12 protein-coding genes are annotated in these 13,646 nt (G+C 60.5%); all 12 read right to left on the reverse strand.

The features are described 5' to 3' along the window. A partial coding sequence (locus DIE23_RS38165; RefSeq protein ID WP_124617970.1) for an NAD(P)-binding protein occupies window positions 1–216 on the reverse strand: 216 nt, incomplete at its 3' end. A 90-nt stretch (window positions 217–306) separates the two neighbouring features. Further along, window positions 307–489, reverse strand: coding sequence for a hypothetical protein (locus DIE23_RS38170; RefSeq protein WP_244108838.1), 183 nt, complete (start codon window positions 487–489; stop codon window positions 307–309). 102 nt (window positions 490–591) lie between these two features. After that, entirely contained in the window at window positions 592–2,055 is a 1,464-nt protein-coding gene (locus DIE23_RS38175) for an NAD(P)(+) transhydrogenase (Re/Si-specific) subunit beta (protein WP_124617974.1), read from the reverse strand. Between the two features lie 5 nt (window positions 2,056–2,060). Further along, complete coding sequence (locus DIE23_RS38180) at window positions 2,061–2,378, reverse strand: NAD(P) transhydrogenase subunit alpha (protein WP_124617976.1); 318 nt, start codon at window positions 2,376–2,378, stop codon at window positions 2,061–2,063. 8 nt (window positions 2,379–2,386) lie between these two features. Further along, on the reverse strand, window positions 2,387–3,547 hold the full coding sequence (locus tag DIE23_RS38185; RefSeq protein ID WP_124617978.1) for a Re/Si-specific NAD(P)(+) transhydrogenase subunit alpha: 1,161 nt from the start codon (window positions 3,545–3,547) through the stop codon (window positions 2,387–2,389). Between the two features lie 173 nt (window positions 3,548–3,720). After that, window positions 3,721–4,926 carry a 3-oxoadipyl-CoA thiolase gene (gene pcaF, locus DIE23_RS38190; RefSeq protein ID WP_124617980.1) on the reverse strand — a complete coding sequence of 402 codons (1,206 nt, stop codon included), beginning with the start codon at window positions 4,924–4,926 and terminating at the stop codon, window positions 3,721–3,723. A gap of 396 nt (window positions 4,927–5,322) precedes the next feature. Next, complete coding sequence (locus DIE23_RS38195) at window positions 5,323–6,534, reverse strand: ABC transporter substrate-binding protein (protein WP_124617982.1); 1,212 nt, start codon at window positions 6,532–6,534, stop codon at window positions 5,323–5,325. A 90-nt stretch (window positions 6,535–6,624) separates the two neighbouring features. Further along, the gene (locus tag DIE23_RS38200) at window positions 6,625–8,142 is read right to left on the reverse strand and encodes a 3-hydroxyacyl-CoA dehydrogenase (RefSeq protein ID WP_124617984.1); all 1,518 of its coding nucleotides are present in this window, start codon (window positions 8,140–8,142) and stop codon (window positions 6,625–6,627) included. A 713-nt stretch (window positions 8,143–8,855) separates the two neighbouring features. Then, complete coding sequence (locus DIE23_RS38210) at window positions 8,856–9,791, reverse strand: electron transfer flavoprotein subunit alpha/FixB family protein (RefSeq protein WP_124617986.1); 936 nt, start codon at window positions 9,789–9,791, stop codon at window positions 8,856–8,858. A 16-nt stretch (window positions 9,792–9,807) separates the two neighbouring features. Further along, window positions 9,808–10,557, reverse strand: coding sequence for an electron transfer flavoprotein subunit beta/FixA family protein (locus DIE23_RS38215; RefSeq protein ID WP_124617988.1), 750 nt, complete (start codon window positions 10,555–10,557; stop codon window positions 9,808–9,810). Between the two features lie 68 nt (window positions 10,558–10,625). Next, entirely contained in the window at window positions 10,626–12,704 is a 2,079-nt protein-coding gene (locus DIE23_RS38220) for an acetate--CoA ligase family protein (protein ID WP_124617990.1), read from the reverse strand. A 27-nt stretch (window positions 12,705–12,731) separates the two neighbouring features. Next, entirely contained in the window at window positions 12,732–13,520 is a 789-nt protein-coding gene (locus tag DIE23_RS38225) for an enoyl-CoA hydratase/isomerase family protein (protein WP_124617992.1), read from the reverse strand. Window positions 13,521–13,646 lie beyond the last annotated feature (126 nt).

Consider the following 13,646-nt stretch of genomic DNA (forward strand, 5'->3'; position numbering starts at 1 on the left):
CGGGTCCATCACCGCGCCCGACAGGATGTGCGCGCCGATCTCGGAACCCTTCTCGAGCACGCACACGCCGATCTCGGCGCCTTTCTCGGCGGCCAGCTGCTTGAGCCGGATCGCCGCCGACAGCCCAGCGGGGCCGCCGCCGACGATCACGACGTCGTATTCCATCGATTCGCGCTGTTGCGCCGCTTCACCACGCACGTCAGCTGAATTTGTCATCAATATCTCTAAATAAACGATCCAATTCGGCCGAATCAGGCCGGTAGTCAAAGTGACGCAAAGGCCGGCATCACCGCTCACTGATTTGCGTCATGCCGCAAACTGCTCGAGCACGTGCAGGAGATCGATCTCGCTCGGCCGCGTTCCCCACTTGCTTCCGCTGGCGCTCGTCGCCACGATTACCCACGAATCGGGAGGGAAGAATTCATGCGAGATCACGCCGTTCGACGAGATGCGAAGTCGTCCGGAGCCTTCGTGAAATTCGGCAGTCAACGACGTGTTGCCGACATCCTTTCGTACTAGCGTTAAACCGAACATATCCCTCCCGATTGCGTCGACGAGGACCAGGCAGTTGATCCACGTCCATTGGCCTATTTAGTCGATGGCCTTCACCATGTCCTCGACCACCTTCTTCGCGTCGCCGAAAACCATCATGGTTTTGTCCATATAGAAAAGCTCATTGTCGAGTCCGGCATACCCGGCAGCCATCGAACGCTTGTTGACGATGACGGTCCTGGCCTTGTACGCGTCCAGGATCGGCATGCCGTAGATCGAGCTGCCTTTTTGCAGAGCGATGGGGTTCACCACATCGTTCGCGCCGAGCACGATCGCGACATCCGCCTGCGAAAATTCCCCGTTGATGTCTTCCATCTCAAAGACCTGGTCATAGGGCACCTCCGCTTCCGCGAGCAATACGTTCATATGACCGGGCATACGCCCCGCTACGGGATGGATCGCATACTTCACCGTCACGCCTTTTTCCGTGAGCTTCTGTGACAGCTCATTGATCGCATGCTGCGCACGCGCGACGGCCAGCCCATACCCGGGAACGATGATTACGGACTCAGCGTTCGAGAGCATGTAAGCGGCATCGTCCGCACTACCGCTCTTGACCGGACGTTGCTCGCTGGTCCCTCCGGCAATCGCATTGGCCTCACCGCCGAAGCCGCCCAGAATCACGTTGAAGAACGATCGGTTCATCGCCTTGCACATGATGTAGGACAAAATCGCGCCAGAGCTGCCCACCAGCGAACCGGCGATGATCAGCATAGGGTTACTGAGCGAGAAGCCAATGCCTGCGGCTGCCCAGCCGGAGTAGCTGTTCAGCATCGACACGACAACCGGCATGTCCGCCCCGCCGATCGGGATGATGATCAACACCCCCATCACGAACGCAAACGCCAGCATCAGAAGAAAGACGGGCCAGCTCTCAGTTGCCATGAATGACAGGCCGAGCCCGACAGTCGTAATACCGAGCACGAGGTTCAGCAAGTGCTGTCCCTTGAACTGGACCGGAGCGCCCTGAAACACACGAAGCTTGTATTTACCGCTGAGCTTGCCAAACGCAATCACGGATCCGCTGAACGTGATCGCGCCAATCGCTGCGCCGAGGAAGAGCTCCAGCCGGTTTCCGACTGGGATCGAAGGATGTGCGAGACGATCCAATGCCGCGCCAACAATGCCCGCCGACGGAGCCGGTGTAATGCCGAACGCCCAAGGTTCAGTCACCGCGGCCACCGCAATGAAAACGGCCGCCAGACCGATCATGCTGTGCATGAACGCCACAAGTTCCGGCATCTTGGTCATTTCCACCCGATGCGCCATGACGGCGCCGACGGTCCCTCCCAAGAGCAAGCCGAGCAGCACAAGTCCGAGCCCGGTCGGTGTGGAGGCGAGCTTGCCGATCAATGCGGCGGTCGTCAGCACCGCGATTGCCATACCAGCCATGCCGAACAGGTTCCCACGAATGGCCGTGGTCGGATGAGACAGTCCTTTCAGCGCCTGAATAAAGCAGATGCTGGCCAGCAAGTACAACAAGGTAACGAGGTCCATGCTCATGATCGTTACGCCTCCACCTTCGCAGTCGTCTTTCTTTCTTTTTTCCGGAACATCTCCAGCATTCGTCGCGTGACGAGGAACCCCCCGAACACGTTGACCGCCGCAAGCGCGACCGCGAGTACGCCGGCGGTCCTGCCGAGGCCGCTCGAGGTCAGTCCCGCTGCGAGCATCGCGCCGACGATCACGATTGCAGAAATCGCATTGGTCACGGCCATCAGCGGCGTGTGCAACGCTGGTGTCACGTTCCAGACGACGTGATACCCGACATAGATGGCCAGTGCAAAAATGATCAGATTAGTAATGATGTGGCTGACAGCTTCCATGGAAATTCTCAGTTCGTGGTTGAGGCTTCCGCCGTCGGGCGAACGGGAGCAGGTTGATCGCGCATCACCATTCCATCCCGGGTAACCAGACAGCCGGCGACGATGTCATCCTCGAGATCGATCGTCACGCCACCGTCCTTCGGCAGAATCAGTTTCAGGAAGTCGAGTACGTTCCGTGCATAAAGATTGCTCGAATCGGTCGCGACCAATGCGGGGAGATTCGTTTCACCAACGATCGTCACACCACTCCGGAGCACTGTTGCGCCAGGTTCAGTTAGCGGACAGTTACCGCCCTGTGCCGCGGCGAGGTCAACAATCACCGAACCCGGCTTCATCGATTGCACCATCGCCTCCGTCACCAGAACCGGTGCGGGCCGGCCCGGAATCAGGGCCGTAGTGATGACGATGTCGGCCGCCGCAACACGTTTGGCCACCTCGGCCTGCTGACGCTGCAGCCATGATGTCGGCATCGGTCTCGCATATCCACCGACACCTTCTGCGGCCTCCTTCTCTTCCGCCGTTTCATAAGGCACATCGATGAACTTCGCCCCGAGCGACTCCACCTGCTCCTTGACACTGGGACGCACGTCGCTCGCTTCAATAACCGCCCCCAGACGCTTGGCCGTCGCGATAGCCTGGAGCCCGGCAACCCCAACGCCGAGAATGACGACACGCGCAGCCTTCACGGTCCCCGCGGCGGTCATCAACATCGGGAAGATGCGTTGATATCGATCCGCGGCGATCATTACCGCCTTGTAGCCAGCGATATTCGCCTGACTCGACAGTACGTCCATGCTCTGAGCGCGTGTCGTTCGCGGAGCGGCCTCGAGCGCGAATGCGGTGATGCCCGCTTGAGCGAGCCGTTGAAGACCGGCAACATCGAACGGATTGAGCATCCCAACCAACAAGGCCCCCTTACCGAGGGAGGACGTCTCGCTCTCGAGCGGCGGCCTGACTTTCAACACGAGCTCGGAGGCCAGCGCAGCGGCCTGATCGACGATCTCGGCACCGACGGCCCGATACGCTTCGTCGGTATAGCTGGCCGCGAGCCCGGCGCCCGAAGTCACTCGCACCGTATGCCCCTGATCCTTCAGCTTCTTGGCCGTCTCAGGTGTAACGGCAACGCGGGTTTCGCCCGGCGTCGTTTCGACGGGCACACCTATCAGCATGACTTCTGCTCCTTAACGAAAGTAATTGTTCGGCGCCGCGCAGGAGATGCGCGGTGTGGCTTCGGCAAGCAGGCCACGTTCAGGCAGTGCACATACCACTGCCTTTCACATTGTCGGCACACTCGGTTGATTCGCCAGCTTCGGGCGAATCCGTCACGCATTCACGATCGCGCTCAGATGCGTTCGACGATCAATGCGATTCCCTGGCCAACTCCGATGCACATCGTGCACAGTGCGTAGCGGCCGCGGGTGGCGTGCAATTGATTGATTGCCGTCGTGACAAGACGTGCGCCCGACGCACCGAGCGGATGACCGAGCGCGATCGCCCCGCCGTTAGGGTTGACTCGGGGATCATCGTCCTTCAGGCCCAGGAGACGCAAAACTGCAAGACCCTGTGCCGCGAATGCCTCATTGAGTTCGATCACATCAATCTCATCCAGCTTCAATCCGGCCAGCGCCAGTACTTTTTCGGTCGCCGGCGCCGGGCCGATCCCCATCACGCGCGGCGCAACGCCCGCGGTAGCCATCGCTACTACTCGCGCTCGCGGCGTGAGCCCGTTACGCGTAATTGCCTGGTCGTTGGCCAGCAGCAGCGCACAAGCCCCGTCGTTCACGCCGCTCGCATTGCCCGCCGTCACGCTGCCGTCGGGCCGTACGACGCCCCTGAGCTTTGCAAGCGCTTCGAGAGAGGTCTCGCGCGGATGCTCATCCTGCTTTACGACGAGCGGATCACCTTTTTTCTGCGGAATGTATACAGGCGTGATCTCGCTGTCGAAGAACCCACGCTTTTGCGCGGCCAATGCCTTCGTCTGTGATGCCAGCGCCATCCGGTCTTGCGCGTCCCGCTCGATCTTGTAGTCGACAGCAACGTTCTCCGCCGTTTCGGGCATAGCGTCGACGCCGTACTGCTCCTTCATCAGTTTGTTGATGAACCGCCACCCGATCGTCGTATCGTAGACGGCGTTCGCGCGGCTGAAGGGCGACTCCGCCTTTGGCATGACGAACGGGGCGCGACTCATGCTCTCCACGCCACCTGCGATCATCAACGCCGCTTCGCCGGATTTGATTGCGCGCGCTGCACTGCCAACCGCATCCAGGCCGGAGCCGCAGAGTCGATTGATCGTTGCTCCAGGCACGCCCTGCGGCAGGCCGGCGAGCAAAGTCGCCATTCGGGCAACGTTGCGGTTGTCCTCGCCTGCCTGATTCGCGCAACCGTACAGAACGTCGCTAACGGCGGCCCAATCAACGCCAGGATTGCGCGCCATGAGCGCCTTGATCGGGATTGCGGCCAAATCATCGGCTCGCACGGAAGAAAGCGCACCGCCATAACGGCCGAACGGTGTACGGATTGCATCGCAGATAAAGGCTTGTGTACTCATGACGTGATGTCGTATCGAAAAGTTGATATCGAATAGAAGCGTTGGATAGCGAAGGCTCCTGGCCGGGACGAGTAGCCGACGCGTATTCGTGTTCCGGATTTTTCGAGCTGCCTTACGCGGATCCGCGGAATTGGCCTGTCTCATACTGCAATGAGCGTGCCAGTCATGCCGCCAGGCCAACTTCGCACATCAACTTTCCCGATGAGCTTGGATACGGGCGTCTGCGTTCGCGCAGACGCCCGTTTATCGCGCTTTCAACAGTCCTATTCATTCGCCGCGAAGCAATGCTGTCCGCAGTCTTTACATACGATGTCGTTACGGCGGACACTCGCTGTATCGGTGCGCTTTGAGCGATTGCTTCTGGACCGCAGATGCCGAATAGCGGTCTGTCGCACCTCAGCGTGTGACGACTGCGCACCCGCTCTTCTCGAGCGTCTCGAACGCCTTTTCCTTCGGAATGACGGACCTGATCTTCAGCAGATCCCAGTCGCCCTTCGATTCGGACGGTTTTTTCGCCTCGGCCAGATACATATCGTGCACCATCAAGCCGTTTGCCAGGATATGTCCATCCTTGGCGAAAAAATCGTTGATCGGCATTGCCTTCATTTTGGCCATGACACGGTCGCTGTCCGCAGTGCCGGCTGCCTGAACCGCCTGGAGATAGTGAGTGATGGCGGAATACATGCCTGCCTGCACCATGGTTGGCATCTTCCCGGTCTCGGCAGTGAAAGCTTTGGCGAATGCCCGCGTCTGATCGTTGTAGTCCCAGTAGAACGCGGTAGTGAACTGAATGCCTTGAGCCGTCTTCAAACCAATGCCCTTCAAGTCACTGTCGAAGATCAGCAGAGGGGCGACAACTTGCTTGCCACCCATCATGCTGAATTCGGCTGCCTGACGAATCGCATTTTGCGTGTCACGTCCCGCGTTCGCGAGTGCAATTACCTGCGCTTTCGAGGACTGGGCCTGCATCAGAAACGAGGCGAAGTCTGATGCCGCCAACGGGTGGGCGATACTGCCCACAACCTGCCCACCCATAGCATTGACGACCTGCGTGGCCTGCAACTGCAACGATCGACCAAACGCGTAGTCGGCCGTGATGAAGTACCAGCTTTTTCCCCCGTTCGATACCACAGCACGAGCCGTACCGTTCGCGAGCGAATACGTGTCGTATACGTAGTGCACGCCGTACGGCGTGCACTGTTTTCCGGTCAGTTCCGTCGTCGCAGAGCCCGCAAAAATCGTTACCTTCCGCTTTTCTGCACCGAGCTTCTGCAGCGCGAGCGCCGATGCCGAATCCGTCGACTCAATCACCATCGACACGTTGTCCCGGTCATACCATTCCCGCGCACGCATCGCCGTAATGTCGACCTTGTTCTGATAGTCCGCCGATAGCACTTCAATCGGCCGGCCCAGGACTTTGCCGCCAAAATCCCGGACCGCCATCTTGACCGCGACCACCCCGCCCGGTCCGCCAATACCCGAGTAGATTCCCGACATATCAACGATCACGCCGATCTTCAATGGCTCTACAGCCGATGCCGCACAGACGCCCTGCGACACCAGCGCCGCAACGGCAAGTGTCCATGGCAAAGCAAACCGCAGTTTCATAGCAAGTCTCTGTTGTTATATTTACGGCTGCCCGGCATATCGCTCATAGCGCAGCCGGGCCAGCCTCCGTCGTCTATGGAGCAGCCGTTATCAGGTTGACGTACGCTCGGGCGTCTTCAATGACAAGCCGAGACGGGCCCGTCGAACCAGCCACGGTGACGGCCGATACCTCTGGTCGCCAAAGGTCTCGTAAAGTCCGCGCAGGATGTCGAGTACTCGGGCAGCGCCGAGCGCATCGCCCCATTCGAACGGTCCGGCCGGATAGCCGAGGCCGAGACGAACCGATACGTCGATATCCTCTGGTGAAGCGATACCTTGCTGGGCCATTTCGCACGCGAGATTAACGATGCAAGCGACCACACGGGGCGCAACGAATCCGGGAGAATCCGAGATGACGAACGTCGGAATCAATTGCGCGGCAAATATCGCCTGTGCCGCATCGACCACCGACTGCGCCGTCGCCGGGCACGTCATTAACGTAACCCCCGACAGTCCGCAAAAGACCGGGTCAATCGCGACGACTTTGCGCGGATCGAGATGAAGATTGACAGCTGCGGTCGACAGGTCCGAGTCGAGCGGCGCAACAAGCACCAGGTCGGCGTCGTGAATATCGGATGCACGCGTCACCTGCGACAGCAGCGCTACGACTGATTCCGGCAGTGCCGCCTGTTCCTCCGTCGGCCACCACACCGCAAAATCGATCGGCGTTGCCGCCTGCGCCGACGGCGATGGTGCTGCGCTTTGCTGGCCGCCGTAGCTGTAAAAGCCCTGTCCGGCCTTGCGGCCCAGCAGACCGGCCTGCAGGCGCGTGCGCGCGAGCATCACCGGCCGATAACGGTCGTCGCCGTAATATTGCGCATGAATCGATTCCATCACGGGAACCGAAACGTCCAGTCCTGTCAAATCCAGCAACTCAAACGGCCCCATGCGAAAACCCGCGCATTGCCGCAGGATCGCATCCAGCACCGAGTGCTCGGCGGTCTTTTCTGCCAGCAGTTTCAGCCCTTCCGTGACGAACGCGCGGCCGGCATGGTTGACCACGAACCCCGGCGAGTCCGGCACGACGATCGGGCGATGCCCGATGCGCCGCGAAAGCTCAACCAGCGCATCGATCGCGTCCGACGCCGTTCTAGGCGCCTGCACGACTTCGACCAGTCGCATTCTGGTAACCGGGTTGAAGAAATGCCATCCCGCCACGCGCGACGGCTGGGTGCACCCGGATGCGATCGAGGTGACGCTCAACGACGACGTATTGGTTGCCAGAATGCAAGTCGACGACACGATCGACTCGAGATCTCGCAGCAGTCGTTGCTTGATCTCCAGATTTTCGACGATCGCCTCCACGACCAGATCACACTCGGCCATTGCGGCCAGACTGTCTGCTGCGGAAATCCGCTGTAGTGCCGCGTCAGCGTCGCTCTGCTCGGTTCGACCTTTTGCCACCGACTGCATCAGATCATCGTGCACTGCCGAAATGGCACGCACTGCCGCACCATCGACCACATCGAACAATTTCACGCGGCAGCCGGCCACCGCGCAAACCTGGACAATGCCACGCCCCATCGCACCGGCGCCCACCACCCCAACGCTTTTCAAAGATTGTCCCAATCTCGATCTCCCATTCAATTTGCGCTTCACTTAATCGAGAAACGTCACCTCGCTATCAGCAATGCCCGTGCCAATGCGGTGAATACTTCGAATAGGCGACCAATCGAGGAATAGGACCGTAGTCGCGCCGAACCGTGTCGTCATGGACGCCAATTCAGAATTGGCGAAGCAGCCCCTGTCTTCGTTGCGGACACCGTTTGGATATGCGCCGTTCTCCGTCGCTTTCTTGGCCGACTTTTTTGCTCACACAGCCGGCCCCCTATGCGCCCGTAAAAATATTGAGATGCTCATGCGCGTCCGGCAGAAGCTGATTGGAATATCGGGATCCGCCAATCACGGGCCGTCTTCCGTTCGGGGGAAAGACGTGCCACGAGCTGTCGTCATGCCGAAAGAACATGATCGACAGAGAACCAGACGGGGAGTCGATATCGACGCGCACGCAACGCCAACGGCTTTCTTCCGATCGCCCGATACGGGTGAGACGAAAATGCGCAGACGTGTCGATACCCAACCATTTCTCGACTGCTGCTCGCAGAGAACGTTTCGGTACAGTCATCGCGGTCCTCCACCGGTGGCATCGCCCAAGCGCAAATGGCGTTGCGTGCGCCAGCCATTGACGTGATGGCGCGAAAGGTTCGCCGCGTCGTTGTTGCCTCTATATTGCTAAAGGCCACTTTGCGCCTGCTCGGTTCGACGCCGCGATATGGGATGCTTCAGGCGAGTTCGGTCACGAGCTCCGGCACGAGCGCGAACAGATCGCCGACGAGGCCATAATCGGCCACGCTGAAGATCGGCGCTTCCGGATCCTTGTTGATCGCGACGATCACCTTCGAATCCTTCATGCCGGCCAGATGCTGGATCGCACCCGAGATGCCGACCGCGATGTACAGCTGCGGCGCGACGATCTTGCCGGTCTGGCCGACCTGGTAGTCGTTCGGCACGTAGCCGGCGTCCACTGCGGCGCGTGATGCGCCGAGTGCTGCCGACAGCTTGTCCGCCAGCGGCTCCAGCACCTTCGTGTAGTTCTCGCCGCTGCCGAGGCCGCGGCCGCCCGACACGATGATGCTCGCGCTCGTGAGTTCCGGACGGTCCAGCTTCGTCACTTCACGGCTCACGAACTGCGACTTGCCGGCGTCGGCTGCCGCTTCGATCTTCTCCACCGATGCGCTGCCGCCTTCCGCGGCAACCGGATCGAAACCCGTTGCACGCACCGTGATCACCTTGATCGGATCGCTCGACTGCACCGTCGCGATCGCGTTGCCTGCGTAGATCGGGCGCTCGAACGTGTCGGCCGAATCGACCGCCGTGATGTCCGAGATCTGCGCGACGTCCAGCTTCGCGGCGATACGCGGCGCGATGTTCTTGCCGTAGGCGGTCGCCGGCGCGAGGATGTGCGAATAGTCCTTCGCGATGTTCAGCGCGGTCGCTTCGACGTTTTCCGCCAGGCCTGCGGCCAGTTGCGGCGCGTCGGCCAGGAGTACCTTCGAGACACCTGCGATCTTCGCCGCCGCATCTGCTGCCGCTTGCGCGTTGTGGCCCGCGACCAGCACGTGGATGTCACCGCCAATCTTCGCCGCCGCTGCCACCGTGTTCAGCGTCGCGGCCTTGATCGACGCGTTGTCGTGTTCTGCAATCACCAGAATCGTCATTTCTCTGCGCTCCCTCTTACAGCACCTTGGCTTCGGTCTTCAGCTTCTCGACCAGCGTCTTCACATCCGGCACCTTCACGCCGGCTGCGCGCTTCGGCGGCTCGACCACCTTCAGCGTCTTCAGACGCGGCGCGACGTCCACGCCCAGGTCTTCCGGCTTCACCGTTTCCAGCGGCTTCTTCTTCGCCTTCATGATGTTCGGCAGCGTCACGTAGCGCGGCTCGTTCAGGCGCAGGTCGGTGGTGACCACCGCCGGCAGCGTCAGCGACAGCGTTTCCGCGCCGCCGTCGACTTCGCGTGCGACCGTTGCCTTGCCATCGGCGATCGTGACCTTCGATGCGAACGTCGCTTGCGGCAGGTTGGCCAGCGCGGCCAGCATCTGGCCCGTCTGGTTCGAATCGTCGTCGATCGCCTGCTTGCCGAGGATCACCAGTTGCGGCTGCTCCTTGTCGACCAGCGCCTTCAGAATCTTTGCGACGCCCAGCGGCTCGACGCTGTCGTTCGATTCGACGAGGATCGCGCGATCCGCGCCGATCGCCAGCGCCGTGCGCAGCGTTTCCTGCGCTTGCGTGACGCCGACCGACACCGCGATCACTTCGGTCGCCACGCCCGCTTCCTTCAGGCGCACCGCTTCTTCCACCGCGATTTCGTCGAACGGGTTCATCGACATCTTCACGTTCGCGATGTCGACGCCGGACTGATCGGATTTCACGCCAACCTTGACGTTCGCGTCGACCACTCTCTTCACTGGAACCAGGATTTTCATTCTCTTACCCAAACTTGGCTAAAAACGAAACCACCGGACACGGCGCTCGGCACCGCGTCCGGCATGCTTCACTGCACCGTCACGAGCGCATCGACAGCACCGAGTCCTTGCCCTCGATGCTTCACGATCACCGGGTTGATCTCGAACTCCTGCACTGCGGGAGCCGCGAGGAACATGTCCCCGAATCGCACTGCGGCGTCAACCAGCGCATCGACGTCCGCAGCGGGTTTCCCGCGGAAACCCTCGAGCAATGTCCAGAGCTTCAGCTTGTGCAGTGCATCCCGTACCTGATCGGCCGTTACGGGCAATGCGAGATGCGAGATGTCGCGGTACAGCTCCACCGCAACGCCACCGGTTCCGATCGAAATAATCGGTCCAAAGTCCGTGTTTCTCATGCACGACAGCACGATTTCCACCCCGTCGCTGATCATCTCTTGCACGAGCACGCCCATGTCTGGTTTTCCCACCTTCTCGCGGAACTCCCGGGCATAGGCATCCACATCCTGGGCCGTTTGTACGCGCAGCTTCACAAGGCCGAGTTCTGTCTTGTGTTCGCACTCCGACGGCAACACCTTCACGACGAGTGGATACGTCATCCCGGCGCATGCGTCCGAAGCCCGGTCCTCCGGACCCAACACCACCCACTTCGCCGGCGTAATCCCGCTCTCGGCACAGAACCGCATGGTCGCGGACCAATCCTGCGGCGCTTCCCGAGTGGCCAGTGCCGTACGCACTTCAGCCTTCGGCAGCGAAAGCATGCGGCGGCGCCGGTACAGCAACGAAAGCGCCTTCATCGCATGTGACGGATCGGCGACCAGCATGACGCCAGCGTCGCGGAACGCCTGACGGGTTTCCTGATCCGGCAACTCACCGATAAAGCTCACCACCACCGGCAGCGATCGGCCAATCGTCTTGAACACATCCGCGTTTGCTTCCAGGTATCGGCGTCCGCTGCTCGCGAACTGCACGATCATCGCCTCAACCCTCGGATCCGCCTCGACCGCAAAACAGGTATCCTGGAACATCGTCGGTACGGTATTGATCTGTCCCGTCAGGTCCACGGGGTTCGCTTTGCGCGCAAACTCGGGGAGGATTCCCTCAAGTTGCTCCGCAGTACGTGCACCGAATTCGGCCATCGGAATCCCATACTCGCTGCTGTGATCAGCGAGCAATGCACCTGCGCCGCCCGACGAACTCATTACCGCCACCCCGCCCAGCGCATCTCCGCTGACGCGCGGCTGCGGAAGATACGCCAGTACTTCCACCGCAGAGAGCGCATCGATCAAACTCTCCACCGCGATCACCCCGGCTTGCTCGAACACGTCCGCATATACGGCATGGGCCGACGCGATCTTCCCCGTATGCGACGCTGTTGCCTGCTGACCCACCTCGGAGCGGCCGGCCTTCAGCGCGACGATTTGCACGCCTCGCTCGCGAGCGCGTTCGGCGATTCGAAGGATCCTGGTCGCGTCATCAAGGCCTTCGATGTACAGCGCCACCACTCGCACGTCATCCTGCTCGATCACATGCTCGAGCATGTCGAGTGCATCGACACACGTCTCGTTCCCGACGCTGATGATGTAGGAACATCCGATCCCGTTGTTCTGCAGGAAGTTGCCGATCGCGCCTGCCAGTGCACCGCTCTGGCTAACGACTGCAATTGGCGCGTGCTTGAGCGTCTCCAGATTCCTTGCCGCGGGACTGAACGTCAACATCGCGCGGCGGCGAACCGACCACACACCCTGACAGTTCGGGCCAACCACGGTTACTCCGTGCTCCTTTGCAACCTCCGCGAGCCGAAGTGCGTGTTCCTTCCCGTCGTCCGTTTCCTCGAATCCCGAGCTGAACACAACGGCACTGCGAATGCCCTTCCGGCCGCACTCGGCAATCACACCCGGCACCGTATGAGCCGGCGTAATTACCAACGCTACGTCAGGTACTTCCGGCAACGCCTCCACCGACGGATATGCCTTCAGCCCTTCCACTTCAGCGTGGCTCGGACTTACCGGATACACGTTCCCTTCGAACCCGTGCTTTAGCAACACCCGCACGATCGTATTTCGCGGGCTGCCGACTTGGGGTGACGCGCCAACGATCGCGACGCTGCGCGGCTGAATGAAATGTTCGAATACCTGTTTGTCCATCATTGTCTCTTCTGTAATGGAGTGTCGCCGTTAGCGGCCTTTGAATTGAGGTGTGCGCTTTTCCTTGAACGCGCTCAGCGCCTCTTGGTGATCTTCGCTGGTCCGCACGATCGAAAGATTGGACGCAACGAGCTCATGCGCGGTGGCGAGATCCTTGTCGAGGCCGAATCGCATGACTCGCTTGATCAGTTGCACTGCGAGCGGCGCGCCATCAGCGACACGCCGCGCAAATGCGTAGGTACGTTCCATGAGTTCCGCATCCGGAAATACCTTGTTGACCAGACCGATTCGCTCTGCGTCCTGCGCGCTCACCCAATCCGCGGTCCAGAACATCTCGAGCGCCTTCGACATGCCAACAATTCGCGGCAGCAGATACGCACCGCCCACGCCGGGAATCAAGCCCATCCGGACATAGGTTTCGGCAAAGCGGGCGCTCTCGGCCGCGAATCGAATATCACATGCGAGTGCAATATCGAGACCGCCGCCGGTTGCAAGCCCATTCAATGCAGCCAACACCGGTTTATCGATCTCCGCGATCTTGCGCGGCAGGCGCTGGATGCCATCCCACACGCGAGACTTGATCATCGCGGGCGTCTGCGATGCGCTCGACGCGAACGAGTCCACATCGCCGCCAGTCGTGAATGCGCGTCCCGTGCCGGTCATTACGACCACGCGAATCTCCGGATTCGTGCGGCATTCCTCGAGGGCCTCGAGCCAGGTCTCCTGCATTGCCTCGGTGAACGCATTCAGCTTGTCCGGTCGATTCAGTGTAATCGTCGCGATACCCTGGTTGACCTCGAACTTGAGTTCTTCAGACATGCCTCCTCCTCACTGCCCGCTGATCTTCAGCACATCGTCCTTGCGGATATCGCGCAGCCCCGTCTTCCCGTGGTGGCGATCCGCCAGCTTGTACCCCAGCGCATCCTCCGCAATCAGGATCTTCTG

The organism is Burkholderia sp. Bp9143 (assembly GCF_003853645.1).
In the GTDB taxonomy this organism is placed as follows: Bacteria; Pseudomonadota; Gammaproteobacteria; order Burkholderiales; family Burkholderiaceae; genus Burkholderia.

What these genes read in the sequence shown, in the direction of transcription:
- DIE23_RS38175 (WP_124617974.1), bottom strand. Translation starts at nt 2,055, where the DNA reads ATGAGCATGGACCTCGTTACCTTGTTGTACTTGCTGGCCAGCATCTGC.
- DIE23_RS38180 (WP_124617976.1), bottom strand. Translation starts at nt 2,378, where the DNA reads ATGGAAGCTGTCAGCCACATCATTACTAATCTGATCATTTTTGCACTG.
- DIE23_RS38185 (WP_124617978.1), bottom strand. Translation starts at nt 3,547, where the DNA reads ATGCTGATAGGTGTGCCCGTCGAAACGACGCCGGGCGAAACCCGCGTT.
- pcaF (WP_124617980.1), bottom strand. Translation starts at nt 4,926, where the DNA reads ATGAGTACACAAGCCTTTATCTGCGATGCAATCCGTACACCGTTCGGC.
- DIE23_RS38195 (WP_124617982.1), bottom strand. Translation starts at nt 6,534, where the DNA reads ATGAAACTGCGGTTTGCTTTGCCATGGACACTTGCCGTTGCGGCGCTG.
- DIE23_RS38210 (WP_124617986.1), bottom strand. Translation starts at nt 9,791, where the DNA reads ATGACGATTCTGGTGATTGCAGAACACGACAACGCGTCGATCAAGGCC.
- DIE23_RS38215 (WP_124617988.1), bottom strand. Translation starts at nt 10,557, where the DNA reads ATGAAAATCCTGGTTCCAGTGAAGAGAGTGGTCGACGCGAACGTCAAG.
- DIE23_RS38220 (WP_124617990.1), bottom strand. Translation starts at nt 12,704, where the DNA reads ATGATGGACAAACAGGTATTCGAACATTTCATTCAGCCGCGCAGCGTC.
- DIE23_RS38225 (WP_124617992.1), bottom strand. Translation starts at nt 13,520, where the DNA reads ATGTCTGAAGAACTCAAGTTCGAGGTCAACCAGGGTATCGCGACGATT.